This is a genomic window from Mycobacterium numidiamassiliense, assembly GCF_900157365.1.
In the GTDB taxonomy this organism is placed as follows: Bacteria; Actinomycetota; Actinomycetes; order Mycobacteriales; family Mycobacteriaceae; genus Mycobacterium; species Mycobacterium numidiamassiliense.
Map to the genome: position 1 here is coordinate 1,078,885 of NZ_FUEZ01000003.1, position 26,193 is coordinate 1,105,077.

Consider the following 26,193-nt stretch of genomic DNA (forward strand, 5'->3'; position numbering starts at 1 on the left):
GCTGATGGCGCCGCTGGCGGTGGACCCCGCGGCTCTCGACAGCGCAGGAAACCAAGTCGTCACCGCGGGCGAGGGTTTGGGCTCGGTTATTTCGACGCTGACCGCGGCACTATCGGGGTGTTCCGGGATGGCCGGCGACGATCCGGCTGGCGCGGCGTTGGGACACAACTACGACAGTTCGGCGGCCCAGCTCGTCAAGGCTATGGCGGCTACCCGAAATGGGTTGTGCGGCTTAGGTTATGGCGTGCGAATGTCGGCGCACAACTACTCGCTGGCCGAAGCGCAGTCCAACATATCCGGCCACGGGAGCCCGCTTCCGACGCCCCCGATGACGGGGCCGATTTCGGCGGGCTCCCCCCCGTCGTCGGTCGGGGCCGGCGACGGCCCCCCAGCCGGCTGGGGATGGGTTGCTCCGTACATCGGAATGATATGGCCCACTGGGGATTCGGGGAAATTGCGCGCCGCGGCCGCAGCGTGGAGTTCGGCGGGCACCCAGTTCGGGATGGCCGAAATCGTCGGGACCGGTGCTCCGATGGGAGCCATTCGCGCCCAACAGATTCCGGAGGGCCCGGCCATCGACAAGGCGTTCACCGACGCCTACACCAGCACCACCGGCATCGTGCAGCAGTGCCAAAAGATCGCCGCCCAACTCAACAGCTACGCGGCCAAGATCGACAAGGTTCACGCGGCGATCCTGGATCTGTTGTCACGCATCTGCGATCCGATGACCGGGATCAAAGAGGTCTGGGACATCCTGACCGACGAAGACGAAGACGAGATCAAAAAGATCGCCGACGACATCCGCACGGTGGTCAACAACTTCGCGAGCGAGGTCTCGGCGCTGCAGGCAGAGATCGCGGCCAACCTCAGCGAGGCGGCCACGATCGCCACCACGATGGGCGACTACGCAGCCAAGCAGTGGGATCAGTTCTTGCACGGCACCGACATCGGCCGCGCCATCAACGAGGTCGGGAAAGCCTTCGCAGGCCTCGGAAAAGAGGCCGCCGATTTCGTCGTGGGGCTTTACAACATCAGCTCGACCCGCATGTTGACCGACCCGATTGGATACGGCAAGGACCTCGAAGGCGAAATCAAAGGCGCCCTACCGCTAGTCGGCTTGGGCCCCGATGGTGGACCGGGCGTCGCGGAATCGTGGAAAACGCTCGGGAAGAGCGTTACCCACTGGGACGAGTGGTCAAAGGACCCCGCCCGGGCACTTGGCGAGTCCGCGTTCGATATCGCCACGTTGGCCCTTCCGGGCGGCCCGCTGTCCAAGCTGGGCAAGGTGGGCCGCGACGCGGCCGACGCGCTGAAGGCCCTGAAGACGCCGGCGGAACTGCCCAAGGTTCCCGAAGCGCCGAAGCCGCCTGTGACGCCGCCCGCGGAGCCCAAGCCTCCAGAGGCCTCACCACCCGCAGGTCCCAAGCCACCCGAGGGCCCGAAGCCACCAGAGCCGGGCCGCCCTGCGCCCCCACCACCGCCGAAGCCGGGATCCGCGCCCGGAGACGCTCCGCTCCCGCATAGTCCGACCGAATCCAAGCCGCCCGCCGGTGGGGCACCCCATGGTGGGGAGCCGAAACCCGTTGGGGCGCCGCCAGAACCGAGCAAGCCACCGGTCGCTGCACCCGTGGAGCACCCGTCCGCACCCCATGCGCAGCCACATGAGGCCGTGCCCGCCCGAGTGCCGGCCACCGCGGTTCCGTCAGCGGCCACTCCGGCGGCGTCGGCTCCGTCAATGCCGTCAATGCCGTCGTTGCCCGAGCCGCCGTCTCTGCCCACGGGCGGGCTTCCGGGCGAAGCAGCCCCACCCGGCGGTGGGCTACCCCAAGGTGGGGACCCAGGCGGTCCCCCGTCAGGACCACCGCACGACGGGACGCCGCACGGCCCCGGAGACGGGGGCACGCCCCCAGGACCAGGCGACGGCGGCCCGCACGGCCCGGGCGATGGGCAACCGCACCATCCGGGGGATGGCGACGGAACGCCCCGTCAGCCCGGCGAAGCGAAAGACCCGCACGATCCACATTCAAAGCACGACGGAGCGCCGCCCGACGACCCCGCCGATGGGCATCACCCACAGATCCCTGCGGCGGAGGACTTGCCGGAATGGCGCCAAGCGCAGCTAGCGCTTGCCGAATCACCCGAGAAACTAGTACGCGACCTCATAGAACACGGATGTCCGAAGGAGATCGCCGAATCGGCGTTGGACAGCCCGTATAAGGGAATGACTGCCCAAGACATCTTGGACAGATATTGGGATCCCGTAAAAGACACGTGGGACTGGCCTAAAAAAGACGGCTTCTTGGACGGAAAATGGGAAACAGCACGCAGCATTCCGGAAACGGTCCGACTTGATCGAATCGGAGAAGTCAGCGATATGAGAGGCGACTTTATGGGTCAGGTCGGCGACAGTTATCCTGGACGCGGCCTGGCCCCGGGTTCATCAGGCGATTACTATCGGTTTCACGGCACAGGGATGGAATTGCCCGAGGGTTGGGAAGTCAGATACGGAGAGGTTGCCGACGCGTTCGGGCAGCCCGGCGGCGGAACTCAGTGGGTAGTCGTAGACGACGAAAAGAAGATAGTTCTGATCTACCAACTGATTGAAGACGGCTACTTGGCCCGGGGATAGCGGGAAGACAAAAGGAGGACTTCAAGGGTGGACAAAAGTTTCGATCACCAAACCGAATCGGCTGAGTTTTTTCGCTACTACGACCTATGGCGTTCGATCGCAAACTTGATAGGCAGTGGCCCGTACGACGAACCCGACTGGACAGACGGCCGCCTATATCTGAGATCAGATTATTCAGAGAAAGTCAGAAGGTGGCCAGAGTGGGCCGAAAAGGGCTACTGGGGCGCTTGGATAATCGCACCCACACCTGAAGAATACTTCTGCGTTTTACGTTCATTGCTGCACGAACGAGCGTCCGAAAGGACCGAAGACATGCAAGTTATTTTTTCAAGTTTTTCGAATGCTGGTAAATACGTGATAATGCGAATGGGTGACAGCGCTCGTGTCAGCCTCCGCTTGAAAAGCCTATTCGTAGAATGGAAAGCTAGAGGCCTCGACGCGCGCATACGAGTCGAGTCAGCGAGTCAGGAGGCTGTTGATTTTCTGACTAGGAGGTCCCCGACTCGAAAAGAAAGTTTTGCTGCACAAAATCTAAAGAGATACACACTTGAAGATGATCCGAGTTCTTACGGATTCGCATTGCCTTCAGAACAACCACGAATCGGAGTGCTTGCAGTGTCGTTCGAAGAGCTGACCTCAGCATTGCTCGATGGCATGCCCGAGAGCATCACCTCGCAAGTCGCGAGCTGGCGAGGGTAGACCGCTCCGGCCGTAGGCCAGAGGCGTAAACCGGCCCGCCGCACCTGCCCGATAGGGTTGATATCGGCGCGGCATGGGGCCGCATCGGCGCTCGGCGGCACGGCGATTTAGGAGGATTGGCGATGACTTCCTCTGAGTCGGATGAGTCGAGCAACGCGGACATCACCAGTGGCTTCGACCTCGAATCGGTGGCGGCCAACGCCAGCGCCGCCCGTGCCCTCGAAGGCCTGGAAGCCGAGGCCGCCGCGGGCGAAGGTCGCCCACAACCGCCGATCGACTTGACCGCCGCCGCGTTCTTCGACGTGGATAACACGCTGGTTCAGGGCTCGTCGGCAGTCCACTTCGGGCGCGGGTTGGCGGCTCGCAACTATTTCACCTACCGCGATGTGCTCGGATTCGTCTACGCCCAGGCCAAGTTTCAGTTGCTGGGCAAGGAAAACAGCAACGACGTCGCCGCCGGCCGGCGCAAAGCGCTCGCCTTCATCGAGGGCCGGTCGGTCGACGAGCTGGTCGCTCTGGGCGAGGAGATCTACGACGAGATCATCGTGGACAAGATCTGGGACGGCACCCGCGAGCTCACCCAAATGCACCTCGACGCCGGCCAGCAGGTGTGGCTGATCACCGCGACGCCCTACGAACTCGCGGCGACGATCGCCCGCCGGCTCGGCCTTACCGGCGCGCTGGGCACCGTCGCCGAGTCGGTCGACGGCGTCTTCACCGGCCGGCTGGTCGGCGACATCCTGCACGGCCCAGGCAAAGCTCACGCGGTACGTTCATTGGCGATTCGCGAAGGCCTCAACCTCAAACGCTGCACCGCCTACTCCGACAGCTACAACGACGTACCGATGCTGTCGCTGATGGGCACGGCGGTCGCGATCAATCCCGACGCCCGCCTGCGCAGCCTGGCCCGCGAGCGGGGCTGGGAAATTCGCGACTTTAGGACCGCCCGCAAGGCCGCCCGAATCGGCGTACCGTCGGCGTTGGCTTTGGGTGCGGCAGGCGGTGCGCTGGCTGCGTTGGCATCGCGCCGCCAATCACGCTGATAAGCTGCGCCGCTAGCAACCAACAGAGCGGAAAGCACAGCGGATGACAATAGTCCCAGAAGGAGCCGAAGGCATCATCGGCAGCCACTACCGGGCTCCGGACTACTTCGAGGTCGGACGCGAGAAGATCCGGGAGTTCGCGATCGCTGTCAAAGACGACCATCCCGCGCACCACAGCGACGCTGACGCCGCGGCAGCCGGATACCCCGAGGTAGTCGCCCCCCTGACCTTCCTGGCCGTCGCGGGACGCAGGGTACAGCTGGAAATCTTCACGAAATTCAGCATCCCGATCAACATCGCGAGAGTCCTTCACCGCGACCAGAAGTTCACGTTTCACCGGCCAATGCTGGCCCACGACAAGTTGTACTTCGACACGTATCTAGACTCGGTGATTGAGTCCCACGGCACCGTCATCGCCGAGATTCGCAGCGAAGTCACAGACGCCGAGGGCAACCCGATAGTGACGAGCACCGTGACAATGTTGGGTGAAGCCGCACAACAAGACGCTGGCGCTGAAGAAACCGTCGCCGCGATTGCATCCATATCTGCTGGAAAGTAGGGTCGATTTCAATGACTTCACAGGGGGAAACGGGTAGCACCCAGCTAAAGCCACCGGTCGAGGCAGTGCGCTCCCATTACGACAAGTCGAACGAGTTTTTCAAGCTCTGGCTCGACCCGTCGATGACGTACAGCTGCGGCTACTTCGACGAGAATCCGGACCCACAGAATCTGACCAAGACGCTGGAGGAAGCGCAGTACGCCAAGCGCAAGCTCGCGCTGGACAAGCTGAACCTCAAGCCCGGGATGACGCTGCTCGACATCGGCAGCGGCTGGGGCTCGACGATGCGGCACGCCGTGCAGGAGTACGACGTCGACGTGATCGGCTTGACCCTCAGCGAGAACCAGTACGCCCACTGTGTGGCCGAGTTCGACAAGATGGACAGCCCCCGCCGTAAAGAGGTGCGGATCCAGGGCTGGGAGGAGTTCGACGAGCCGATCGACCGCATCGTGTCGTTGGGCGCGTTCGAGCACTTTGCCGACGGCGCCGGCGACGCCGGGTACGAGCGCTACGCCACCTTCTTCAAGAAGTACTACGACTTGCTGCCTGACGACGGCCGCATGCTGCTGCACACCATCGTGGTGCCCACTGCCGAGGAGGGCAAAGAACTCGGGTTGCAGGTGAACATGACCCTGCTGCGGTTCATCAGTTTCATCTTGAAGGAGATCTACCCGGGCGGAAAGTTGCCTCAGATCGATCTGGTCGACAAGTACGCGACGGGTGCGGGTTTCACGATCGAGCGTCACCACAAGATCGGGAAGAACTACGTGCCCACGCTGACCGCCTGGGGGGATGCCCTCGAGGCGCACAAGGACGAGGCGATTGCCCTGAAGGGGCAGGAGACCTACGACATCTACCTGAAGTACCTGCGGGGCTGCTCGGACCTGTTCCGCGACGGCTACACGAACGTCTGCCAATTCACGATGGTCAAGTAACCGCTTGCACGCATAAGCGCCCCGGTGCCGTTGGTGCCGGGGCGCTTTGCTGTCCAGCGACCAGCGCGAAAAGGCGAAGAGTCAGCCCAAGAACACGTTGCGGCGCCCGGCGAGCAACCGGTACAGCGTCTGCTGGATTGTCTCGCGCACCTGGTCGGTCAACTCGAAGGTGACCATCGGGTCCTCAGCGTCGGAGGCCGCGTAATCGGTGGTGCGGATCGGCTCGCCGAAGGCGATGCGCCATTTCGACGGCAGCGGCAGCAGGCCCGCAGGCCCGGCCAGCGGGAACAGCGGGGTGATCGGGAAGTAGGGCAGGCCGAACAGCCGCGCCAGCAGCTTGACGTCGGTGAGCATCGGGTAGATCTCTTCGGATCCGATGATCGAGCAGGGAATGATCGGCGCTTTGGTGCGCAGCGCCGCCGTGACGAAACCACCGCGCCCGAACCGCTGCAACCGGTAGCGATCCTCGAAGCGCTTGCCCAGACCCTTGTAGCCCTCCGGGAACACGGCGGTGAGTTCACCCGCGGCCAGCAGTCGGTGTGCGTCGGTGGTGCAGGCCATGGTGTGGCCGGCTTTACGGGCCGCCTCGCCGATCAGCGGCATGTCGAACACCATGTCGGCGGCCAGCAAGCGCATGTCCCGGTGCGCGGGGTGCTCGTCGTGGACCGCCGCGGACAACATCAACCCGTCGAACGGCAGGACTCCCGCGTGGTTGGCCACCAGCAGTGCGGCGCCCTCACTCGGCAGGTTCTCGATGCCGCTGACTTCCACCCGGAACCACGACTTGAAAAAGAATCTCAGCAAAGGCCGGACGATGGCGTCATTGAAGTGTGGATCGAAGCCGAACTCGTCAACGGTGTAATCACCCGTCAACCGTTTGCGGAGAAATCCAGCGACCGCTGCCACCTGCTGGGCACGCTCGTTGAGCGGTGCGTCGGCCGTTGCTGTCGCACCCCCGACGCGGCGGTGCTCATCGATTTCGCTGACCACCGCAGCAAGCTGCTCGGCCGAGGCGCTGCCGTGCGGACCGGACAGCTGCGATGGATGCTGACGCGCGGCGTCCGAACGTTGATCGGCTCTGCGGCGAGCTGCGACGCGTCCCCTATTGCTATGCAGGGGAATGACATTCGCTCTGGTTTCACCCGCCACGATATCTACCTGACCCCACCCCATGGAACTGGATTTCGGCTTCCCCAGCGCTGCGCTAAGGCTATGGCGCGACCCTCTAAGGAGCGTACCCGATGTGGGTCGATTATGGGAGTCAAGCTTCGGCCGCGGACGTAGTCGTCGAAGGCTTCGGCCGTCGTCCACTTGGGCTGGTAGCCGAGATCGGAATGCATCCGCGATGTGTCCATGACGCGGCCAAAACTCAAGTAGTTGAACTGGTCTCGGTTGATCTCGTTATAACGGTTAGCCCGTCTCAGCGAATCCAGGGCCCAGACCCCAAACCCGGGAACTGGCAACGGGATTCGGCCCGCCCTCCGGATCGCCTGGGACAACATGATGATGCCGTCGGCGCCGATGTTGAATGTGCCGGCCTTGCCGGCCATCGCCGCGCGCTCCAGCGCCCCCAGTGCATCCTGCTCGTGCAGCAACTGCAGCCGGGCGTCTCGCCCGAACATCGTCGGGACCAACGGCCCGGCCAAATAACGCGACAACGTGGTGTCCATCGCCGGGCCGATCAGGTTGGCCAGCCGCAGAATGGTCACCGCGATATCGGGCCGGCGACGGCCCAGCCCCCGCGCATACCCCTCGATATCCAGGCTGTCCTTGGCGAAACCGCCGCGGATGGGACGGCGACTGGTGCTGTCCTCGGTGAACATCACCGGATCGTGCGGGCTCGACCCATACACCTCGGAGGTCGACTTCAGCACCACGCGCCGCACCGACGGCGCCTTCTGGCAGGCCGCGAACAATTGCATCGCGCCCATCACGTTGAGTTCCTTCAACGCCGCCGTACCGCCGGACCGGGGCGCGTAGGACGCCGCCGCCGCATGCACCACCGTGTCGACATCGCCATTGCGGATCACCTTGGCGATGAACGGATTACGAATGTCGGCGCGAACAAACTCGGCGCGGCCCATCCGGCGCAGCATGTCTTTGCTGGGGGCGATCGCATCCACCGCGATCACCGTGTTGATCAACGGGTTCTGCGCGAGCCGGGCCGTCAGATAACCACCGAGAAAACGGCACGCACCGGTGACCAGCACCACCTTGGGGTAGTGCACGACATTGCTCGCGGTGCCGCCGGTTCCGGCGCCGTCCCCGCTCGAAGAATCCACCCGGACAGCCTAACGGCCGCGACAAACAGGAGGGTTACAGCAGCGTGGGGGTCGGCGTGTACCGGTAGTTACGCGGGGCTGGGCTTACTTGCCGAGTTTTCTGCGTTGCACCCGAGTGCGACGCAGCAATTTGCGGTGCTTTTTCTTCGACATACGCTTGCGCCGCTTCTTGATTACTGAACCCATGAACTCCGCTATCTAACCCGTGACCGCTCTCAAGGACTACCAAAGGACCTGGCCACTTTACCCGCCTGGCCGCACCAAACACCAAACCGGTGTCGGCGGCCCTGCCATGGGCCACGCCACCCGTTCACCGCGCGAGCCAGCACCGATCGTCGGTAACTGACGTGCGCGGCTGACGACGCCGCGTGCGGTTTCGGGTCAGCCGGCGTCGAAGTACGACGTCTCGAGCATGTCGTGGACGGCCTTGGCGTGCACCCGGAAGGACCGGCCGACTCGAACCGCCGGCAGCTCGCCGTTGTGCACCAAGCGGTACACCGTCATTTTGGAGACCCTCATCAGCGCCGCCACTTCAGCGACGGTGAGAAATTGTGTCCTGGCCTGCTGGCCATCGACCGAAGCAGTATCCCGCGGCTTACCTGCGGAATCTCGCGCCGATGGTCCGTTCGTAGACGTCATCGCTACCCAATCGTGTCAGGCCCGCGCAACGCCAGCGGCTTCCCCACCGCTGGCACGCACACGGGCATACACCAAGGAGAATAGCGGGACTAGTGGGGTTACTGGTACTGGTGGGGGATAATCATTTTGAAATCCTTAAATTATCAAGATGTAATTCTTAGCTGCTCAGAACGCCTTTTCGCGGCCTGAACAGCGGCGTCGACAGCCGCCCGAAATCCGCCCCGTTCGAGTTCGCGCAGCGCAGCCGCCGTAGTTCCACCCGGCGAGGTCACCGTCGCCCGCAGCTGGGCCGCGGTGGTGTTCGGCTGGACCCCCGACCCCTCGCCGGCGCCCAGTTGGTCCTCGTCGAGTCGCTCCAGCAGCATCGCCGCCGACCCGGCCAGCGTCTGCGTGGTCAGGTCGGTGGCCACCTGGCGGCTCAGGCCCGCCGCGACCCCGGCATCGATTAGTGCCTCGACCAGCAAAAAGAAGTACGCGGGACCCGATCCCGACACGGCGGTCACCGCGTCCATTTGCGATTCGGGAACGCTCAGCACGCCGCCCACCGCGCCCAACAGCGCCGAAGCCTCCTCAAGCTGGGCCGCAGAGACGAAACGGCCCGTGGCCAAAGCGGTCACACCCGCCCCCACCAGCATCGCCGCGTTGGGCATCGCGCGGATCACCGGCGTTCCGGCCGGCAGCCTGGACTCGAAGTAGGCGATCGCGATGCCCGCGGCGACGCTGATGAACACCGGCTCGGCGCTGTCACCCTCGGCCGCGGCCGCGGCACGGCCCAGCTCCCCCAGCACCGACTCGACATCGGCCGGCTTCACCGCGACGACCACAAACGACGCGCTGTCCACCGCGTCGCTCGGCGATGTCACCCGCACCGAATAGGTGTCGGCCAGATATTTCGCGCGTTCGGGTATGCGTTCGGACACCACCAGGTCTTTGACCTGGTGGCCTGCGCGAAGCAGACCCGACAGCAATCCCTCGCCGATGCTGCCACCACCGATGATCGCGATTCTTGCCATGCCGAAAGCATCGCAGACAGCGGGGCCGATCGCGGCTACCGGGGCGGGGGCACCATCGCCAGTTGGCGCGACTGCGCGACCAGCCGCCCGAGGCTGTCCACCACGATGTGGTCCTCGTCGAACCAGTCGTGCCCGATCTCCAGGCAGGTGCAGACCACCCGCAGCCAGCCGTCGGCGGGCAGGCCGCGCAGGAAGGCCGTGAGCGCAATCGTGGGCGCCCAGCCGGTGCGATCCACGGCAAACGTCACCGGCGCCGACAGATCGCCGCACATGAGCGCAAAGAGCGCGTCGGGAGCCACATCTCGCGGACGCGCCCACATCTGCAGCATCGGCGGCCCTCCGCCCGCACCGGGCTGCATCGTCGACAGCAGCGGCCGGATATCGCAGCCCCCGCTCAGGTGCACCAGGCCGGCCAGCGGATGGCCGGGACCGATCGGTTCGATGTCGTCCGGCGGTTCCGGGGCCATCAGGTCCACCACCGGGTGCGCCGACAGCAGCGGCTCGGCGTGCCCGTCGGGCGGAAAGTGCTCCGGCTCGCCGAGATTGACCACGGCGTGCACCGCCGTGCGATCGCCCTGCGTCAACTCGACATCGACCACACTGATCCGGCGGCCACGCTTGCGCATCGAGGTCACCAGCCGCATCGGCCCCGGATCGGGCGCACACAGGAAGCTTGCCGACACGGCGACCGGTTGTACGGCGGACGACCCCCCGCCGCCCGCGAGACGCGCCGCATGGGCGCACAACGCCAGCATCGCGCCCCCGTGCACCTTGGGGCCGATGGTCCAATGCTGGTTGAGCTCGCCGGCGTAGACGCCCGGATCGACCTCCCGCAGCGCCATTGCGGTGGTGAATAGCGCGGTCATGGTCTCCTGTGAGGTCTCAAACGAGGGCAACGCCAGCTCACCGCATCAGATGCGTGCGGGCGAACTGCAACGCTTCGGCGAGCATGGCTTCGCGCTCGTTGGCCGAACGAGCGCTGGACGTCGACACCTCGAGAATGACGTGGCCGGCGAAATGGCCGCTGGCCAGCAGCTGGCACACCTCGGCGGTGGGTTCGGTGCCGCGGCCCGGCACCAGGTGCTCGTCGGCGGGCAGGCCGCTGCCGTCGCACAGGTGCAGGTGCACCAGTCCGGCGCCCATCCGCTCGGCCATGTCCAGCGCGTCGGTGCCCGCCGTCGACGTGTGCGACAAGTCCAGCGTGTAGTGGGCATGGTTGCCGTCCAGCGGGTCGTAGGACGGCGAAAACGCCGAGATCCCCGGTCCTGGTCCGCCGCCGCGCCTACGCATCCGCTCCCGCGACTGGTCAGCCCCGAAAAAGCGGTCGGCCCGGAATGGGAACATGTTTTCCACGGCGATCAGCACGTCGCTGGATTCCTCCAGGGCAGAGACCTGCTCGGAGAATCCTTCGGCGTAGCGCCGCTGCCAGCGAAACGGGGGGTGCACGACGACTGTCTGCGCGCCCAGCTGTTCGGCGGCCTGCACGCTGCGTTCCAGCTTGGGAATCGGGTTGGAGCCCCACACCCGCTGCGAGATCAGCAGGCAGGGAGCGTGCACCGAGAGCACCGGGACGCGGTAGCGGCGCGACAGCTTGGAGACGGCATCGACGTCCTGGCTGACCGATTCGCTCCACACCATCAGCTCGACGCCGTCGTAACCGAGCCTGGCCGCGTATTCGAACGCGGCTTCCGCGCGCAAAGGGTAGACCGATGCCGTGGAAAGGCCGACTTTGATTGCTGGACGCACTGTCTGCCGGTGACGCCTAGCCCGTTTGCAACGACAAGGCCAGCGGTCCCAGGGTGATCAGCGCCCCCACAGCCACCGCGATCAACGTGCTGGCGATGTCCTCGGTCTTGCGAACCACTCGCACCCCGGCGACCAGGCCAAGGATGACCAGCACCGAGAGCACCAGCGCCACCAGGCTGTTCCATCGCCACAGCTGGTCGAAGGCGATGAAGAGCCCGGCGCCGAATGCGACGGCCAGGATCGACTGCAACACGGTCAAGCTGCCGCGCCAGAAGGATTGGAGTCTGCCGGGCGCCGGATGAGCATCCGCTGCCCGCACACCGGGGACCACCTCGGCTTCGGTGACGCCGTGGTCGGTTCCGGCTTCGGCGGCCGGGGACTCGGCACTCGCCGCGGCCCGCTCGTCGCCGCGGCGCCGCGCCACCTCGTCGGCGAGGGTCTGGCCGCCGAACAGAGTCGAATCCGACGACTGCAGGTAGGAACGCACATAGGCCGAATCGTCTGTCGCGGGCTCGGCCTCGCGGACCTCGGAATCCATCACGTCCACCGGCATATCGGCGTACTGGTCGAGGGGATCCGGGCTCATGGTCTCGGCGTCGGATTGCGACCCCGGTTTGCCGGGAACCTCGGCAGCGGCGGCAGCGGCGGCATCGGGGCGGCGCAAGGGCCGCGGGTAAGCGCTGAGCTGCGGGCCCGGGCGCTGCGGCTGGGGCGGTGACTTGGGCCAGCGCGGCTCGGGCTCCGACCAGTACGGGGGCTTGGGCTTGTCTTCGGTGACGGTGGCGGGAACATCTACGGCCGAGGGTGGTTCAACAGGCGCTTCGGGCGCGGGTTCGGCCACCTGGACCGCCCCGTTGGCTTCATGCTCAGTCTCGTGGTGCTCATCCTCACGGATGATCGGTAGCTCGCCGGTGAGCTCGGCGACGCTGACCGAGTCGTTGTCGCCACGGCGACGGCGACGCCGCCGGGTGACCGCCGGGGCGCCGATGGTTCCGTTGCGGGCCAGCAGTTCGGCCACTGAGATCGGCCGGGTGCCTGGGCTCTCGGTCTCGGGTTGCGGTCCGGTCATGATTTGTCGCCTCTCGATCGGTGTGAGTTCCGATCACCTACCTGACCTCTAGCATCGCGCACCGAAGCATCCACGAGCGCGGTTCCGTCGGCTTCGCTGTCGAGTTTGCGCAAGATGAGACCTTCCCGTAACGCCCACGGGCAGATATCCACAGTTTCTATCGACAGTGCTCGCATGCTCGCCTCCGCTACCAGAGCCCCCGCCACGATCTGTGGTGCTCGCTCGGCGCTCACTCCTTCCAGTTCTGCCCGGTCAGCGGTCGTCATCCTAGAGATGAAAGATATGAGTTGTCTGAGGCCATTTGCGGTCAGCGTCCGCTTCACCCGCGGCCCGGCGGCCGACGGCGCCGCGCCGGTGAGGCGCGCCAGCGAGCGGAACGTCTTCGACGTCGCGACGGCCAGGTCGGGGCTGCCTGCTTCGAGCACCTCGGCACTGGCATCCGCCATCTCGGCGTCCAGCCAATCGCGCAGCATCCCCACCCGCCGCCGTCCGGGTGGGTCGTCGGGCAGCCATTCGCGGGTCAATCGCCCGGCGCCCAGCGGCAGCGAGAGCGCGACTTCGGGCTCCTCGTCGACGCCGCTGGACAATTCCAGCGAGCCGCCGCCGATGTCGAGGTTGATGATCCGCCCCGCGCTCCACCCGTACCAGCGGCGCACCGCCAGGAAGGTCAGCCGCGACTCGGCGACCCCGGTCAGCACCTGTAACGCGACGCCGGTCTCTTTGCGCACCCGCGACAGCACATCGTCGGAGTTCTCGGCGTCGCGCACCGCGGAGGTCGCGAAGGCCATCAGCTCTTCACAGCCCGAGCTGTCCGCGATTTTGGCGAACTCGTCGATGGTGGAGATCAGCTTCTCGGCGCCCCGTTTGGTGATCTTGCCCGAGCTGTCGATGGACTCGGCCAACCGCAGCGTGGCCTTCGTAGAACTCATCGGCGTGGGATGCCCGCCGCGATGGGCGTCGACTACCAGCAGATGAACCGTGTTACTCCCCACGTCGAGGACGCCCAATCGCACGACAAAAACCTATCGTGCGCCGCTGTGAACCGTGCCGCGCCCCGCGGTGGCGGCTGCAATTGGCGGCCGCATCGGCCCGGTGTCAGCGAAGCGAACTGCAGGAATTGTGGTCTAACGTTGAGTCCGTGGCGAATTCGCACCCCGAGCCGGGGCAAGAAGTTGAATTGGATTTCGCCCGCGAATGGGTGGAGTTCTACGACCCGGACAACCCCGAGCACCTCATCGCGGCCGATCTCACCTGGCTGCTCTCGCGCTGGACATGTGTGTTCGGCACGCCGGCCTGCCGCGGCACGGTCGAGGGCCGCCCGGATGACGGATGCTGCTCGCACGGCGCGTTCCTCTCCGACGACGACGACCGCGCCCGGCTCGACGACGCGGTGAAGCAGCTGACCGATGCGGACTGGCAGTTCCGCGAAAAGGGCTTGGGCCGCAAGGGTTATCTCGAACCCGACGAGCACGAGGGGCAACCTCAATATCGCACCCGCAAATACAAGCAAGCGTGCATTTTCTTGAACCGTCCCGGTTTCCCCGGCGGCGCCGGATGCGCGTTGCACAGCAAAGCCCTGAAGCTGGGAGTGCCGCCACTGACGATGAAACCCGACGTGTGCTGGCAGCTGCCGATCCGGCGCAGCCAGGAGTGGGTGACGCGGCCCGACGGCACCGAGGTCCTCAAGACCTGGGTCACCGAATACGACCGCCGCGGCTGGGGCTCCGGTGGCGCCGACTTGCACTGGTATTGCACCGGCGATCCGGCCGCCCATGTCGGCGCCAAACCGGTGTTCGAGAGCCTGGCCGACGAGCTTACCGAGCTGCTGGGCGCCAAGGCCTACTCGGAACTCGCGGCAATGTGCAAGCGCCGCAACAAGTTAGGGCTTATCGCCATACATCCGGCGACTCGAGTCGCCGAGTAGCCGCCCTCGGGGGGTTTCGGCGTTCGGTGTGCGCCCTCGGCGTTCGGTGTGCGCCCTCGGCGGGTTTCCGCCGAAATTCACGCCCTGAGCGCACCCTCGACGCCCTCACCGCACCCGCGTCGGACTAACTTTGACCGGTGGACGGCAAAACCCGAACAGCCGCCGCCCCGCGCTGGCGGGGCAAGGCCGGGCGCCTCGAAGTCTGGTACGCCACCCTGTCGGATCGGCTCACCCGAGCTGGACTGTGGATCCACTGCGAGACGGTCTCGCCGATACACGCAGCGGACCTGCCCTACGCGCACGGCTGGACTACTTGGTTTCCGCCCGACGGCCCGCCGCGCACCGAGCGATTCGGGCCCGAGCCCGTCCAGCCCGCGACCGGCGCAGCGTGGTTCGACGCCGCGGGTGTGCGCGTGGGCGACAACAAGCTGACCGGACAGGCCGGATCACTCGCGTGGGACTTGTCCTGGAATGACACCGCTCCACCGTTGTGGACGTTTCCCCGCGCGGCGTGGGAGCGCGAGCTGCTGCCCGCCGCCCAGGTGGTCGTCGCGCCTACCGCCGATTTCACCGGGTCGCTCACTATCGGCGACACTGCACACCGCGTCGACGGCTGGCGGGGCGGCCTCGCCCACATCTACGGACACGGAAATGCCGAACGCTGGGGATGGATTCACGCCGAACTCGGTGGCGGCGACGTGCTGGAGGTGGTTGCCGCCGTGTCGGGCAAACCGGTGCTACGCGGACTGCCGCCGCTGGCCTTCGTCCGCTTTCGAGTCAACGGAAAGGATTGGCCCGCAAGCACTTTGCCATCGCTGAGGATGCGAACAAAGCTTGGCCTGCCACAGTGGCAACTGGAGGGGCGCATCGGCCGCCGCGAGGTGGCGATGCGGATCGAGCAGCCCGCGGAAAGGTGTGTGAGTCTTCGCTACACGGATCCCGATGGGCGCACCGCGGTGTGCACCAACACCGAGCAGGCCGACATCCATATCGAGATCAGCCACCGCGAGCACGGCACCCGGGTTATCGACCACAGCTGGTCGGTGCTGGGGACCGGTCATGCCGAAGTCGGCTTGCGCGGGCCCTAGCCGCACCCTGTGTTAGGAACGTTGAGTGCCAATTCCCGAATTCATCGTCGAGCTGCGTCGCGCCGTCGGCCATGCGCCGTTATGGTTGGCCGGCATCACCGCCGTCACGGTCCGGGACCGAAAAGTATTGCTAGTCAAGCGATCAGACAATGGCGCTTGGACCGCCGTGACCGGAATCCTCGAGCCCGGCGAAAATCCGGCGGACGGCGCTGCCCGTGAGGTACTCGAGGAAACCGGAGTCAGCGCGCGGGCTACCAAGCTCGCGTGGGTGCATGTGACGAAGCCGACCGTGCACGCCAATGGTGATCAGGCCCAGTATCTGAACCACGTGTTCCGGATGGAGTGGTTATCCGGGGAACCGTTTGCCGCCGATGACGAGAGCACCGAAGCGGCCTGGTTCGACCTCGATCAGCTTCCGCCAATGACGGAAAACATGCATCGGCGCATCACGTTGAGCGTCAGCGACGATGCCCGCACCATTTTCGAAATCACCAGCCCCGGCTAGCCCTCGAGCTTGTAGCCCAGCCCCCGAACCGTCACCAGGTGAACCGGGTTGGCCGGGTCGGCTTCGATCTTGGACCGCAGGCGCTTGACGTGGACGTCGAGCGTCTTGGTGTCGCCGACGTAGTCGGCGCCCCAGACCCGATCGATCAGTTGCCCACGGGTGAGCACTCGGCCGCTGTTGCGCATCAGGTATTCGAGCAGGTCGAATTCCTTGAGCGGCAAAGTAATTGCGTCGCCGTTGACCGAGACGACGTGACGCTCGACGTCCATCCGCACCGGACCCGATTCCAGGACACCGTCACTGATTTCGGAATCGTCGTCGCCACCACGGCGCAGCACCGCCCGGATCCGGGCGATGAGTTCACGCGCCGAATACGGCTTGGTCACATAGTCATCGGCGCCCAGCTCCAGGCCGACCACCTTGTCGATCTCGCTGTCGCGGGCCGTCACCATGATGACCGGAACGCTGGAGCGGGCCCGCAGCTGCTTGCACACGTCAGTGCCCGACATGCCGGGCAGCATCAAATCGAGTAGCACGATGTCGGCACCGGCACGATCGAATTCGGCGAGCGCTGCCGGGCCATCGGTCATTACCGTGGCCTCGAAGCCCTCCTTGCGGAGGAGAAAGGCCAGCGGATCGGCAAGCGACTCCTCGTCTTCCACGATCAGCACACTGGTCATCGACTTAGTTCTTCCTCTCGTTGGGACCTGTTGGGCCGCACCTCGCGGGCCCGGGGTTGCTCTAGTTCCTCATCGCCGTCGTTGTCCTGATACGCCGGGATCGACAAGGTGAAGGTGGATCCGGTCCCCGGCTTGCTCCACACGCCGATGCTGCCGTTGTGGTTGGCCGCGACGTGTTTGACGATGGCCAGCCCCAGCCCGCTGCCGCCGGTGGCGCGCGAACGCGCCTTGTCGCCGCGGAAGAATCGCTCGAAGACCCGCTCCTGGTCTTCCAGCGCGATCCCGATGCCGCGGTCGGTGACGGCGATCTCGATGTTCTCGCCGCGACGGCGACGGCTGATCGACACCGGCGAACCGGGAGTCGAATAGGCGATGGCATTGGAGACGAGGTTGGCCAACGCGGTGACCAACAGTGTCTGGTCGCCGAGCACCCGCAAGCCGCTGGGAGCGTCGGTGCGAACCTCGATATTGGCGTTTTCAGCGGCCACTTTGTGGCGTGAAATCGCCTCCGAGACAACAGAATCGACGTCGACGTCGATCACGTTCGGCAACTGCTCGGCACCTTGCAACCGGGACAGCTCGATGAGCTCGGCGACCATGTCCCCCAGACGGTTCGCCTCGATGAGCACCTTCTCGGCGAATCGGCGCACGGTCTCGGAGTCGTCCGCCGACGCCAGCAGGGCCTCGGCGAGCAGGGCCATCGCGCCGACCGGCGTCTTGAGCTCGTGGCTGACGTTGGCCACGAAGTCGCGCCGGGTCGCTTCCATCCGGGCGTGATCGGACTGGTCGTGCACGAAGACCACGGCGAAGCGGCGGTCTATCTCGCTCAACAACCGAGCCTGTCCGTGCACCGATATGCCCGCCCTGCCGGTGCCCGCGCGTTTGTGTGGCTGTAGGTCGAATTCGGCGTCGGCACCGGTCAGCGCCTGCTGTGCGGCCTGCCACGCCTGATCGTCGAGTTGCCGGTCGCGCACCAGGCCCAACTCCCTGGCCCGATCGTTGAGATAGACGACGTCGCGGTGAGTGTCCACCACCGCGGCGCCCATCGGCATCAGCGCGACGATGCGTTGCAGCATCTGGGCAACGGTGATCCCGGTCGACTCAGCGGTCACTCGTTGGCGGCGTCGCGCTATACGCGGAGACAACCGAGTGCCGGTCGCCACACCTACGACCAGCGCCAGCACGGACAACACCCCGGCCAGCAACAGCGCCGAGAACACGGTCACGCACAAAATCCTACAAATTTGGTGAACGCAGCCCTAGCGGAACGAGGCTAAAACCGGACAAGTCACAACTTGAGCCACAGGTGTTCGGCCGTCGTTCACACGATGTTTGGCCATTGGGGCTTTTCAGCTCACGGCGGGGCGAAAAAGGCACGCTACTTGGATCCCTGACTGGCTACCGCCGCGGCGCCCGCAGCGGCCGCCTCGGGGTCCAAGTACGTACCGCCAGGCACCACCGGCCGCAAATCGGCGTCCAAGTCGTAGCGCAGCGGAATGCCGGTGGGAATGTTCAGCTCGACGACATCTTCGTCGGACATCTGATCGAGGTACTTCACCAAGGCCCGCAGCGAGTTGCCGTGCGCGACGATCAGCACCGTCTTGCCGGTCCGCAGATCCGGGACGATGACGTCGGTGAAATACGGCAGGAAGCGGGCCACCACGTCGGCCAGGCATTCGGTGAGCGGGCCGCCGCCGATGTTGGCGTAGCGAGGGTCGGCGTCCTGGCTGAACTCGCTGCCCTTCTCGATCGGCGGCGGGGGCGTGTCATAGCTGCGCCGCCAGGTCATGAACTGCTCGTCGCCGTACTTGGCCTTGGTTTCGGCCTTGTCCAGGCCCTGCAGGGCGCCGTAGTGGCGTTCGTTGAGCCGCCAGCTGCGCTGGACCGGGATCCACAGCCGGTCGGCGGCATCCAGCGCCAAGTGCGCGGTGGTGATCGCACGCCGCAGCAGCGAGGTATACAACACGTCGGGCAGCAGGTTGTGCTGGGCGAACAATTCGCCGCTTCGGACCGCCTCAGCCCGGCCTTTGTCGGTCAGCCCGACGTCGACCCACCCGGTGAACAGGTTGAGGGAATTCCATTCGCTTTCGCCGTGGCGGAGCAGCACCAAGGTGCCAGAGTCTCGCTGTCCCATTGGACTAGCATTTCACGGCCGTGCGCCACCCTCATTGTGAGAGTCGTCATCGTCGTCTTCGCTGTCGTCATCGATCAGATGGGCGAAGGCCTCCAGGTTCTTCAACGACTCGCCGCGGGACACCCGCCAGTCCCACTCTTTCTGGATCGACGAGCGAAAACCCAACTCCAGCAACGTATTAAAGTCCGAATCCACCGCTTCGAGCACTTGCCCCAACACCCGGTCGATCTCGTCGGCATCCACCGATGCCAGCGACATCCGGCCGATCAGGTAGATGTCGCCGACGTTGTCCAGCGTGTAGGCGACCCCGTAGAGGCGGCGGTTGCGCTTGAGCAGAAACCGGTAAACGCCCTCGTGGTTCTCGTCGGGCTTGCGGCAGACGAACGCCTCGACGCGCACCGAGTGCTCCCCGATGCTCAGGATGGTGTTGGTCTTGAGCTTTCGCTCGCCGGGTAGCTCGACTATCAGGCCGCCCAGACCGCCATGTGCGCCATCATGTTTCGAGTACGTCAGGTCGCTGGCCTGCAGCGCGCGCTCGATCACGTTCTGCACGGTTGAATTCATGCTCCCACCCCCCGGCGAGATGTCCAGCGGCGCGGCTTGCGCGCCGAGAGCCGATCGCGCACCCGCCGCTGGCGCCCGGCCGTGAAATTGCCGATCGCACGGCGATAGCTGGCCAGCAGCGCATCGGTCGTGTGATCCCACGAGAACGTCGCCGCGTGGGCCGCGGCCGCGCGGCTCATCGCCCGGCCCCGGGGTTCGGCGCCCACGCGCAGCAGCTCGTCGAGCGCATGCGCCCAGTCGCCGACGTCGTGCCCGGACACCAACGTGCCGGTGACCCCGTCGCGCACTGCCACCGGCAGCCCGCCGACCGCGGCCGCAGCCACCGGTGTGCCACACGCCTGCGCCTCCAGGGCAACCAAACCGAACGACTCCGAATAGCTCGGTACCGCAACCAAATTGGCGGCCTGGAACAAGGTGGCCAGATTTTCCCTGGACTGCGGCGGCAGGAAGGTCACCCGCTCGGTGATGCCGAGTTCGTCGGCCAGACGGACCAGCCCGTCCGGAGTGGCCAGCCCGCTGCCCGACGGACCGCCGGCCACCACCACCCGCACCCCCGGCAACTTCGCCGCGGCGCGCAGCACGATATCGGGCGCCTTCAGCGGCTGGATCCGACCGACGAACGCCACCACGTCTTCGTCCGGCGCCAGCCCCAGTGCGGCCCGTGCGGCCAAGCGGTCACCCGGGCGGAACACCTCCAGGTCGACGCCGGGGTGAACCACGTCGATTTTCGCCCGCTCGGCGTGATGGATCGAAACCAGTTGCTGCGCTTCATCATCGGTGTTGACGATCAGCCGGTCGGCCTCGTCGACGACCTGCTGCTCGCCGACCGTACGCAGCGGCGGCTCGGGTGTGTCGCCGTCGGCGAGTGCGGCGTTCTTCACCGCGGCCAGCGTGTGGGCGGTGTGCACCAGCGGCACCGCCCAGCGGTCGCGGGCCAGCCAACCGACCTGACCGGACAGCCAGTAGTGCGAGTGCACGATGTCGTAGTAGCCCGGCTCGTGGGATGCCTCGGCGCGCAGGACCCCGGCCGCGAATGCACACAGCTGGGTGGGCAGATCGTATTTGTCCAGGCCCTCGAACGGTCCCGCCACCACGTTGCGCACCAGCACGCCGGGCGCCACCCGCTGCACCGGCGGGTCGGCGGACGCGGTGGCCCGGGTGAAGATCTCCACCTCGATGCCCCGCCGCGCCAGGTGCAGCGCGCTTTGCAGCACGTAGACGTTCATCCCGCCGGCGTCGCCGGTGCCCGGCTGGGCCAGTGGCGAGGTATGGACGGCCACCACGGCGACTCGGCGCGGATCGTTCAGCTGGAGGACGTCGTCGTGCCGCACACTCTCATCTTTACAGGACCGGCCGCAGACCAGTTCGAGCGTGCGGGCGACTTCGCGCTAAGCAGAAGTCTCGGGAGCGATCTCCGACAGCCGTGAGCCGAGCGCACCGGCGCGACGCATCGCACCGAGCGGGTCGGCGTACAGCCCGCCCAACGACACGATGCCCGCCCCGGCCTCCTGCACCCGATTGCCGAACGCGGTGACGCGGATGTCCCGCGGCGCCAGCACCGAACGCTCGGTGAATGCCGCCTCGACCCGTTCCATGGCCTCCGGATACTCGGTGAATGCCTGGCCACCGACCACCAGCTCGTCGGGGTTGAGCAGATCGCGCAGCAACGCGACCGCCTCGCCGAGCACGCGGCCCCGCTCCGTGAGAAGTTCCTTGGCCGGCTGATTACCGGCCCGGGCCAGCTTCAGTAGGTCGGTGATGCCGGCCGCCGAGCCGTTAGACCGGCCCGGCGGAGCCGTGGGCAGGATGCGCAGCTTGCGGGCGGCGGCCAGCACCGCTTCGTCGCTGACCGTCGACTCCAGTTGCCCGGAGCCACCCAGCAACTCGGAATACGCGGGCAGGCCCGCGATCGTGCCGGGACCGCTGGACGGGCAGTGCACCCGTCCGCCGATCACCAGCGCGTACCCCACAGTCTCGCGTGCGTAGACGTAGAGGCTGGTCGGTGAGCTGGGCGCGAACCGCCGCATTCCGAGTAGAAGCTCGGCTCCGGCCATGGCGTCGACGTGCGAAGCCACCGATACGGGCAGGCTCAGCGCGTCGGCCAGCACCGGACCGACCGGAGCCTGGCGCCAGCCCAGCCTCGGGTGATCGACGTGGCCGGTGGCGCTGTCGACGGTGCCACCGATCGCGACGCCGACCCACAGCGGCCGGCGGCGATGCCAGCGCCGCAGGTACCGGCTCGCGCTCTCGGCCAGCGAGTTCAGCGCGGGCCCGGCCGGGCTCAGCGGCGTCGGGGTCTCGACGGTGTCCAGCGTGCGGCCGAACAGGTCGGCGGCCACGATGCTGGTGGTCCGCGCACCGACGTGAATACCCAGCGTGACGAACGGTTCGTGGTTGATTTCTACGGGCACCCGGGGACGCCCGATGGCCCCGGAGACGGCCAGGTCGGCGCGTTCCCGCAGCAGGCCCGCGTCGAGCAGCGAGATGACCTGACGGTTCACCGTGGCGATGCTCAGCGAGGTGACGCCGGCGATGACGTCGCGGCCAACCGGGCCACGCAGCCGCACCGCGCGGAATACGGATGCCGCCGCTGTGTCAGCAATGTGCAGCGCCGGCGGCAGGATCTGGCGGTGTAACCGCAGGTGACCCTTGCGAGTAGTGGAATGGTGTGTGTGAGTGAGAGTTGTCGAGCGCACGAGCATCCTTTGTCCGAGTCCTATGGCCGGTCTTCGGCCCCACCTGCTGCGAGTCAGGCGCGGCAAAGTGCGCGGCAACAACACGCACATGCCGCGCAAAGACACGCGGCGGCGGTGTTGAACAAGGCGCTGTGATGCACAAGAGGAATTTAGCACGTTTATTAGAGTTGTCTCGATGACTTCAGCTAATGCGGACCAACGAACCGCGGTGGTCACCGGCGCCAGCTCGGGCATCGGCGAAGCAACCGCCAAAAACCTTGCAGCCCTTGGGTTTCACGTAGTCGCCGTGGCGCGGCGAGCGGACCGGATAAACGCACTCGCGCGCGAGATTGGCGGCACCGCAATTGTGGCTGACGTCACAGATGACGACGCGGTCGCGCAACTGGCGAGCCAATTAAGCCGGGTCGATGTGCTGGTCAACAATGCGGGCGGGGCGCGCGGACTGGCGTTCGTCGTCGACTCTGATTTGGACCACTGGCGGTGGATGTGGGAGACCAACGTGCTCGGCACGCTGCGGGTCACCCGCGCGCTGCTGCCCAAGCTCATCGACTCCGGCGACGGCCTGATCGTCACCGTCACCTCGATCGCGGCGCTCGAGGTCTACGACGGCGGTGCCGGCTACACGGCCGCCAAACACGCCCAGGGCGCGCTGCACCGCACATTGCGCGGCGAGCTATTGGGAAAGCCGGTGCGGCTCACCGAAATCGCCCCTGGCGCAGTCGAAACCGAGTTCTCACTGGTCCGCTTCGACGGCGACGAGCAGCGCGCGGACGCGGTCTACAACGGCATCACACCGCTGGTGGCCGCCGACGTGGCCGAGGTCATCGGATTCGTGGCCTCGCGGCCCGCACACGTCGACCTGGACCTGATCGTGATCCGGCCGCGCGATCAGGCCAGCGCTTCGAGGTTCAACCGCCGGAGCTAGCCGCCGGGGCTGGGCGAGGTGGTGGTCGTCGTCGGGGTCCCCGACAGGCTGGGCGCGGTCGACGGCGTGACCGGCGCGGTCACCGGGATTTGCGTCGACGGCGGGCGCCCATTCGCTGCCGGTAGCGCCGACATCGCGACCCAGGTATTCCAGTCCACGGCCCAGTCCCAGATGTCGCCGTCAGAGTAGGACAACTGGATTGAGCTTCCGGTCACCTCGACCGGGTCGCCGTAGATCGCTGTGGGGTAGTACTCCGCGGCATTTTCGGTCGACAGGTTGATGCAGCCGTTGGTGACGTTGGTGTTGCCCTGCGCGCCTGCGCTCGAAGGGTTGGCGTGGATGAACTCGCCGTTGTTGGAGATCCGCACCGCCCAGCGTTCGTGGGCGTTGGTGTAGCCGGCGGCCGGGTTGGACATGTAGAAGTCCGCGTACTTCTCGGTGACCACATGGATGCCGTTGCGGGTGACGTTGCGGGCCTTGTCGGCCTCGCCGTAGCTGCACGGGAAGTCCATGATGACGCCCTCGTCGCGGACCACCTGGATGCGGTGCGAGGTGACCTCGGCCTTGACCACCTGCTTGCGGCCGATCTGGATCTTCAGCGACATGTCCTGCAGGCCGTAGGCGCCATCCCCGAACGGCAGCCCGTAGAACTTGGCGTCGACGTTGACGGTGGTGCCCGCCGGGTAGTACTCGCGGGTCCGGTAGTGGATGCGGGCGCCTCCCACCTCGTCCGGCAGCCAGGCCCAGCTGCCCTCGACGGGCGGGTTGGTGGTGACGGTCAGCGCCCTCTCGACGGCGGCCTTGTCGCTGATCGGCGCATCGAACTGGATGATGATCGGCGCCGCGACCCCCACGGTCTGGCCGTCGGCCAACTGGAATCCGCCGTCGACCTTCTTGCTGGGCGTCACGGTGGTGAACTTGCCCGCGACGTTAACGGCCTTGCCGTCGTGGCCCACGGCCGAGCCGCTCCAGGTGTAGGTGGCGTCGTAGCCCAGCGGTTCGGTGATCGTGTAGACGGTGCGATCGTCGTTGAAGGCCCCGGCGATGGCTTTGCCCGCCGAATTGGTCAACGCGACCTTCTGAAACCACCCGTCGGCGATCTGCACGCTGATCGGTGCGATCGGGACCACGTCGCTGGCCGCGTCGGCGGGCTGGAACTTCAGGCGCGCCGCCGGCTGCTCTTTTTTGTCCGCTTGTTGCTTGGCCGCGGGGCTGTCGCAGGCCGCCAAAACGCTGGGAGCGAACACACCGAGCCCAAGGGCCGCCAAAGCCAGGCGCCGGTTGATCGGCGGCTGGCCACTGGTTGTGTTCACGACACTCAAAGATACCGGGACACCGCCCCTGCCCCGGTCACGACGGCTCGGTGACAGCGTCACAGCTGGGCTGAAGAGACAGCTACAGGGTGCAACCTAGCAGCACGGGCTCCGGCTCGAGTGTGATGCCAAACACGTCGTGAACCCCGTCTCGGATGGTGCGGGCCAACGCAATCACGTCTTCCGCGCTGGCGCCGCCGCGGTTGGTCAGCGCCAGCGCGTGCTTGGTGGACAACCGGCAGGGGGCCGCGTCGTCGTCCGGATAGCCCTTGCCGAATCCTGCCCGCTCCACCAGCCAGCCGGCGGCCAGCTTGACGCCGTCGGGTGCGGGATAGTGCGGCACCGGGACGTCGATCCGGGCGGCCAGCCGCCCGTAGCTTTCCGGCGTCACGACCGGGTTGGTGAAGAACGAACCCACGCTCCACGTGTCGTGGTCGGCCGCGTCGAGCACCATGCCCTTGCGAGCACGCAGCGACAGCACCGCCTCGCGCACCGCACGCGGATCGGCCCGCTCGCCGCTGTCGGCGCCCAGCGCCGCCGTCAGCTCGCCGTAGCGCAGCGGCGCGCTGCGGCCGGATGCATCCAGCGCGAACTCCACTTCCAGCACGACCGTGGGGGTGTGAACACTGCCTGCGCGTTTGAAGACGCTGGTGCGGTACCCGAAACCAAGCTCGTCGCCAGGTATCCAGCGCACGTCCCCGCTGCTGCGGTCCAACACCCGGACCCGTGTGATGGTGTCCGACACTTCCGCGCCATAGGCGCCGACGTTCTGCACCGGCGTGGCCCCGGCCGATCCGGGGATGCCGGACAGGCATTCCAGCCCACCCAGGCCGCGCTCGATGGCTGCGACCACGACGTCGTCCCAGACCGCGCCCGCCTCGGCGCGCACCATGTTGCCGTCGATGGTGATGCCGTCGTTGGCCATCCGCACCGCGGTCAGGTCGGTAAGGGTGTCGGCGATCACCAGGTTGGAGCCACCGGCCAAGACCAGCAGCGGACCGCGATCGGGCCCGCGTGTTTCGGCATCCAGCAGCCGCAAAACGGCCACCACTTGGTCGGTGCTGGTGCAGGTGATCAGGCGGTGCGCGACCGGCCCGATCCGCAAGGTGGTCAACGGCGCCAGCGGCACCGCTTCGGCGACCGACGCGCCGGCAAATTGCGACCCGACACCGCTCCGATTCATCGCCCGTAACGGTAGCCTGACCAGCTATGCCGCGTTCATTTGACTTGTCCGCCGAATACCAGGACAGCGTGGAAGACGTCCTGCGGGCCTTCACCGAGGCGGACTACTGGTTGGCCAGGCTGGCCGGATCCGGCGTCGACGAGGCGAAGCTGGAGTCGCTTCGAGTCGGTGGCGATCCCGGAGACGCCGGGACCATCGAGGTGGTCACCCTGCAGGTCGTGCATAGCAATAAGCTGCCGGCGATGATGTCCCAGCTGCACCGGGGCGACATCCGCATCACCCGCGAGGAGAGCTGGGACCTGGTCGACGACGGCACCGCCAAGGGGACCTTCACCGGATCGGTGGCGGGTGCGCCGGCGAAGGTGTCGGGCACCGCGTTGCTGTACCCCGCGGCGGAGTCGGGCGGCTCCCGGCTGGAGTGCCAGCTCACGGTGCACGTCAGGATCCCCCTCATCGGCGGCAAGGTGGAGAAGGTCATCGGCACCCAACTGGCCAACCTGGTGATGGCAGAACAGCAGTTCACCTCCCAATGGATCACCAACAACGCCTGAAGCCACTCGGCTTTTA

General features: G+C 66.2%; 26 protein-coding genes. 9 read left to right on the forward strand and 17 right to left on the reverse strand.

What is annotated here, in order from left to right:
• Positions 1-4 precede the first annotated feature (4 nt).
• The 4 genes from MNAB215_RS04965 to MNAB215_RS04985 all read left to right on the forward strand — a co-directional run bounded on the left by MNAB215_RS04965 (position 5) and on the right by MNAB215_RS04985 (position 5,865).
• Entirely contained in the window at positions 5-2,629 is a 2,625-nt protein-coding gene (locus MNAB215_RS04965) for a TNT domain-containing protein (protein ID WP_077077710.1), read from the forward strand.
• 821 nt (positions 2,630-3,450) lie between these two features.
• On the forward strand, positions 3,451-4,371 hold the full coding sequence (locus MNAB215_RS04975) for an HAD family hydrolase (protein WP_077077712.1): 921 nt from the start codon (positions 3,451-3,453) through the stop codon (positions 4,369-4,371).
• A 43-nt stretch (positions 4,372-4,414) separates the two neighbouring features.
• Positions 4,415-4,930: an FAS1-like dehydratase domain-containing protein gene (locus MNAB215_RS04980; RefSeq protein WP_077077713.1), complete on the forward strand. Its 516-nt coding sequence runs from the start codon at positions 4,415-4,417 to the stop codon at positions 4,928-4,930.
• 11 nt (positions 4,931-4,941) lie between these two features.
• Complete coding sequence (locus MNAB215_RS04985) at positions 4,942-5,865, forward strand: cyclopropane mycolic acid synthase family methyltransferase (protein WP_077077714.1); 924 nt, start codon at positions 4,942-4,944, stop codon at positions 5,863-5,865.
• Positions 5,866-5,946: 81 nt separating this feature from the next.
• On the opposite strand, the gene MNAB215_RS04990 is transcribed toward MNAB215_RS04985, so the two are convergent.
• The 9 genes from MNAB215_RS04990 to MNAB215_RS05030 form a co-directional block, all read right to left on the reverse strand.
• Positions 5,947-7,038, reverse strand: a complete 1,092-nt coding sequence (locus tag MNAB215_RS04990; protein WP_108637533.1) for a lysophospholipid acyltransferase family protein — start codon at positions 7,036-7,038, stop codon at positions 5,947-5,949.
• Positions 7,020-8,147 carry an SDR family oxidoreductase gene (locus MNAB215_RS04995; protein ID WP_077077715.1) on the reverse strand — a complete coding sequence of 376 codons (1,128 nt, stop codon included), beginning with the start codon at positions 8,145-8,147 and terminating at the stop codon, positions 7,020-7,022. The genes MNAB215_RS04990 and MNAB215_RS04995 overlap by 19 nt, the downstream gene beginning before the upstream one ends.
• 84 nt (positions 8,148-8,231) lie before the next feature.
• Complete coding sequence (locus tag MNAB215_RS05000; protein ID WP_003402602.1) at positions 8,232-8,333, reverse strand: 30S ribosomal protein bS22; 102 nt, start codon at positions 8,331-8,333, stop codon at positions 8,232-8,234.
• A 195-nt stretch (positions 8,334-8,528) separates the two neighbouring features.
• On the reverse strand, positions 8,529-8,786 hold the full coding sequence (locus MNAB215_RS05005) for a cell division/environmental response transcriptional regulator (protein ID WP_077077716.1): 258 nt from the start codon (positions 8,784-8,786) through the stop codon (positions 8,529-8,531).
• Between the two features lie 143 nt (positions 8,787-8,929).
• Positions 8,930-9,799: a pyrroline-5-carboxylate reductase gene (proC, locus tag MNAB215_RS05010; RefSeq protein ID WP_077077717.1), complete on the reverse strand. Its 870-nt coding sequence runs from the start codon at positions 9,797-9,799 to the stop codon at positions 8,930-8,932.
• A 35-nt stretch (positions 9,800-9,834) separates the two neighbouring features.
• Complete coding sequence (locus MNAB215_RS05015; protein WP_077077718.1) at positions 9,835-10,665, reverse strand: thioesterase family protein; 831 nt, start codon at positions 10,663-10,665, stop codon at positions 9,835-9,837.
• 37 nt (positions 10,666-10,702) lie between these two features.
• Positions 10,703-11,545 carry a sugar phosphate isomerase/epimerase family protein gene (locus MNAB215_RS05020; RefSeq protein WP_077077719.1) on the reverse strand — a complete coding sequence of 281 codons (843 nt, stop codon included), beginning with the start codon at positions 11,543-11,545 and terminating at the stop codon, positions 10,703-10,705.
• Between the two features lie 16 nt (positions 11,546-11,561).
• On the reverse strand, positions 11,562-12,614 hold the full coding sequence (locus MNAB215_RS29625) for a hypothetical protein (protein WP_077077720.1): 1,053 nt from the start codon (positions 12,612-12,614) through the stop codon (positions 11,562-11,564).
• Complete coding sequence (locus MNAB215_RS05030) at positions 12,611-13,627, reverse strand: Ppx/GppA family phosphatase (RefSeq protein ID WP_077077721.1); 1,017 nt, start codon at positions 13,625-13,627, stop codon at positions 12,611-12,613. Before MNAB215_RS05030 ends, MNAB215_RS29625 begins: the two co-directional genes overlap by 4 nt.
• Positions 13,628-13,752: 125 nt before the next feature.
• On the opposite strand from MNAB215_RS05030, the gene MNAB215_RS05035 reads away from it, so the two are divergent.
• The 3 genes from MNAB215_RS05035 (at position 13,753) to MNAB215_RS05045 (ending at position 16,131) form a co-directional block, all read left to right on the forward strand.
• Positions 13,753-14,538, forward strand: coding sequence for a DUF3109 family protein (locus MNAB215_RS05035; RefSeq protein ID WP_077077722.1), 786 nt, complete (start codon positions 13,753-13,755; stop codon positions 14,536-14,538).
• Positions 14,539-14,675: 137 nt separating this feature from the next.
• Positions 14,676-15,626, forward strand: coding sequence for a hypothetical protein (locus MNAB215_RS05040; protein WP_077077723.1), 951 nt, complete (start codon positions 14,676-14,678; stop codon positions 15,624-15,626).
• A 25-nt stretch (positions 15,627-15,651) separates the two neighbouring features.
• Positions 15,652-16,131, forward strand: coding sequence for an NUDIX hydrolase (locus tag MNAB215_RS05045; protein ID WP_077077724.1), 480 nt, complete (start codon positions 15,652-15,654; stop codon positions 16,129-16,131).
• Here the strand turns inward: MNAB215_RS05045 and regX are convergent.
• The 6 genes from regX to MNAB215_RS05075 all read right to left on the reverse strand — a co-directional run bounded on the left by regX (position 16,128) and on the right by MNAB215_RS05075 (position 22,211).
• Entirely contained in the window at positions 16,128-16,811 is a 684-nt protein-coding gene (gene regX, locus MNAB215_RS05050; protein WP_077077725.1) for a two-component sensory transduction protein RegX, read from the reverse strand. The genes MNAB215_RS05045 and regX overlap by 4 nt on opposite strands.
• On the reverse strand, positions 16,808-18,037 hold the full coding sequence (locus MNAB215_RS05055; protein WP_108637534.1) for a sensor histidine kinase: 1,230 nt from the start codon (positions 18,035-18,037) through the stop codon (positions 16,808-16,810). The genes regX and MNAB215_RS05055 overlap by 4 nt, the downstream gene beginning before the upstream one ends.
• 152 nt (positions 18,038-18,189) lie before the next feature.
• Positions 18,190-18,945 carry a phosphoglyceromutase gene (locus MNAB215_RS05060; protein ID WP_077077726.1) on the reverse strand — a complete coding sequence of 252 codons (756 nt, stop codon included), beginning with the start codon at positions 18,943-18,945 and terminating at the stop codon, positions 18,190-18,192.
• Between the two features lie 12 nt (positions 18,946-18,957).
• Positions 18,958-19,509 (reverse strand): type III secretion system chaperone family protein, encoded by a 552-nt coding sequence (locus MNAB215_RS05065; protein WP_077077727.1) that lies wholly within the window; start codon positions 19,507-19,509, stop codon positions 18,958-18,960.
• On the reverse strand, positions 19,506-20,840 hold the full coding sequence (mshA, locus tag MNAB215_RS05070; protein WP_077077728.1) for a D-inositol-3-phosphate glycosyltransferase: 1,335 nt from the start codon (positions 20,838-20,840) through the stop codon (positions 19,506-19,508). Before mshA ends, MNAB215_RS05065 begins: the two co-directional genes overlap by 4 nt.
• 57 nt (positions 20,841-20,897) lie before the next feature.
• Entirely contained in the window at positions 20,898-22,211 is a 1,314-nt protein-coding gene (locus MNAB215_RS05075; RefSeq protein ID WP_083746005.1) for an ROK family protein, read from the reverse strand.
• 169 nt (positions 22,212-22,380) lie between these two features.
• Between MNAB215_RS05075 and MNAB215_RS05085 the strand changes: the two genes are divergently transcribed.
• A complete protein-coding gene (locus MNAB215_RS05085; protein ID WP_077077731.1) occupies positions 22,381-23,130 on the forward strand; it encodes an SDR family oxidoreductase in 750 nt (249 codons plus the stop codon).
• Here MNAB215_RS05085 and MNAB215_RS05090 read toward each other — a convergent pair.
• Positions 23,127-24,500: a L,D-transpeptidase gene (locus MNAB215_RS05090; protein WP_108637572.1), complete on the reverse strand. Its 1,374-nt coding sequence runs from the start codon at positions 24,498-24,500 to the stop codon at positions 23,127-23,129. The two genes, MNAB215_RS05085 and MNAB215_RS05090, sit on opposite strands and share 4 nt — an antisense overlap.
• 25 nt (positions 24,501-24,525) lie before the next feature.
• Entirely contained in the window at positions 24,526-25,626 is a 1,101-nt protein-coding gene (locus MNAB215_RS05095) for a UDP-N-acetylmuramate dehydrogenase (protein ID WP_077077733.1), read from the reverse strand.
• 26 nt (positions 25,627-25,652) lie between these two features.
• On the opposite strand from MNAB215_RS05095, the gene MNAB215_RS05100 reads away from it, so the two are divergent.
• Entirely contained in the window at positions 25,653-26,177 is a 525-nt protein-coding gene (locus tag MNAB215_RS05100) for a DUF2505 domain-containing protein (RefSeq protein WP_077077734.1), read from the forward strand.
• The last annotated feature ends 16 nt before the right edge of the window (positions 26,178-26,193 follow it).

What these genes read in the sequence shown, in the direction of transcription:
- MNAB215_RS04965 (WP_077077710.1), top strand. Translation starts at nt 5, where the DNA reads ATGGCGCCGCTGGCGGTGGACCCCGCGGCTCTCGACAGCGCAGGAAAC.
- MNAB215_RS04975 (WP_077077712.1), top strand. Translation starts at nt 3,451, where the DNA reads ATGACTTCCTCTGAGTCGGATGAGTCGAGCAACGCGGACATCACCAGT.
- MNAB215_RS04980 (WP_077077713.1), top strand. Translation starts at nt 4,415, where the DNA reads ATGACAATAGTCCCAGAAGGAGCCGAAGGCATCATCGGCAGCCACTAC.
- MNAB215_RS04985 (WP_077077714.1), top strand. Translation starts at nt 4,942, where the DNA reads ATGACTTCACAGGGGGAAACGGGTAGCACCCAGCTAAAGCCACCGGTC.
- MNAB215_RS04990 (WP_108637533.1), bottom strand. Translation starts at nt 7,038, where the DNA reads ATGGGGTGGGGTCAGGTAGATATCGTGGCGGGTGAAACCAGAGCGAAT.
- MNAB215_RS05000 (WP_003402602.1), bottom strand. Translation starts at nt 8,333, where the DNA reads ATGGGTTCAGTAATCAAGAAGCGGCGCAAGCGTATGTCGAAGAAAAAG.
- MNAB215_RS05005 (WP_077077716.1), bottom strand. Translation starts at nt 8,786, where the DNA reads ATGACGTCTACGAACGGACCATCGGCGCGAGATTCCGCAGGTAAGCCG.
- proC (WP_077077717.1), bottom strand. Translation starts at nt 9,799, where the DNA reads ATGGCAAGAATCGCGATCATCGGTGGTGGCAGCATCGGCGAGGGATTG.
- MNAB215_RS05015 (WP_077077718.1), bottom strand. Translation starts at nt 10,665, where the DNA reads ATGACCGCGCTATTCACCACCGCAATGGCGCTGCGGGAGGTCGATCCG.
- MNAB215_RS29625 (WP_077077720.1), bottom strand. Translation starts at nt 12,614, where the DNA reads ATGACCGGACCGCAACCCGAGACCGAGAGCCCAGGCACCCGGCCGATC.
- regX (WP_077077725.1), bottom strand. Translation starts at nt 16,811, where the DNA reads ATGACCAGTGTGCTGATCGTGGAAGACGAGGAGTCGCTTGCCGATCCG.
- MNAB215_RS05060 (WP_077077726.1), bottom strand. Translation starts at nt 18,945, where the DNA reads ATGGGACAGCGAGACTCTGGCACCTTGGTGCTGCTCCGCCACGGCGAA.
- MNAB215_RS05065 (WP_077077727.1), bottom strand. Translation starts at nt 19,509, where the DNA reads ATGAATTCAACCGTGCAGAACGTGATCGAGCGCGCGCTGCAGGCCAGC.
- MNAB215_RS05075 (WP_083746005.1), bottom strand. Translation starts at nt 22,211, where the DNA reads ATGCTCGTGCGCTCGACAACTCTCACTCACACACACCATTCCACTACT.
- MNAB215_RS05085 (WP_077077731.1), top strand. Translation starts at nt 22,381, where the DNA reads ATGACTTCAGCTAATGCGGACCAACGAACCGCGGTGGTCACCGGCGCC.
- MNAB215_RS05095 (WP_077077733.1), bottom strand. Translation starts at nt 25,626, where the DNA reads ATGAATCGGAGCGGTGTCGGGTCGCAATTTGCCGGCGCGTCGGTCGCC.
- MNAB215_RS05100 (WP_077077734.1), top strand. Translation starts at nt 25,653, where the DNA reads ATGCCGCGTTCATTTGACTTGTCCGCCGAATACCAGGACAGCGTGGAA.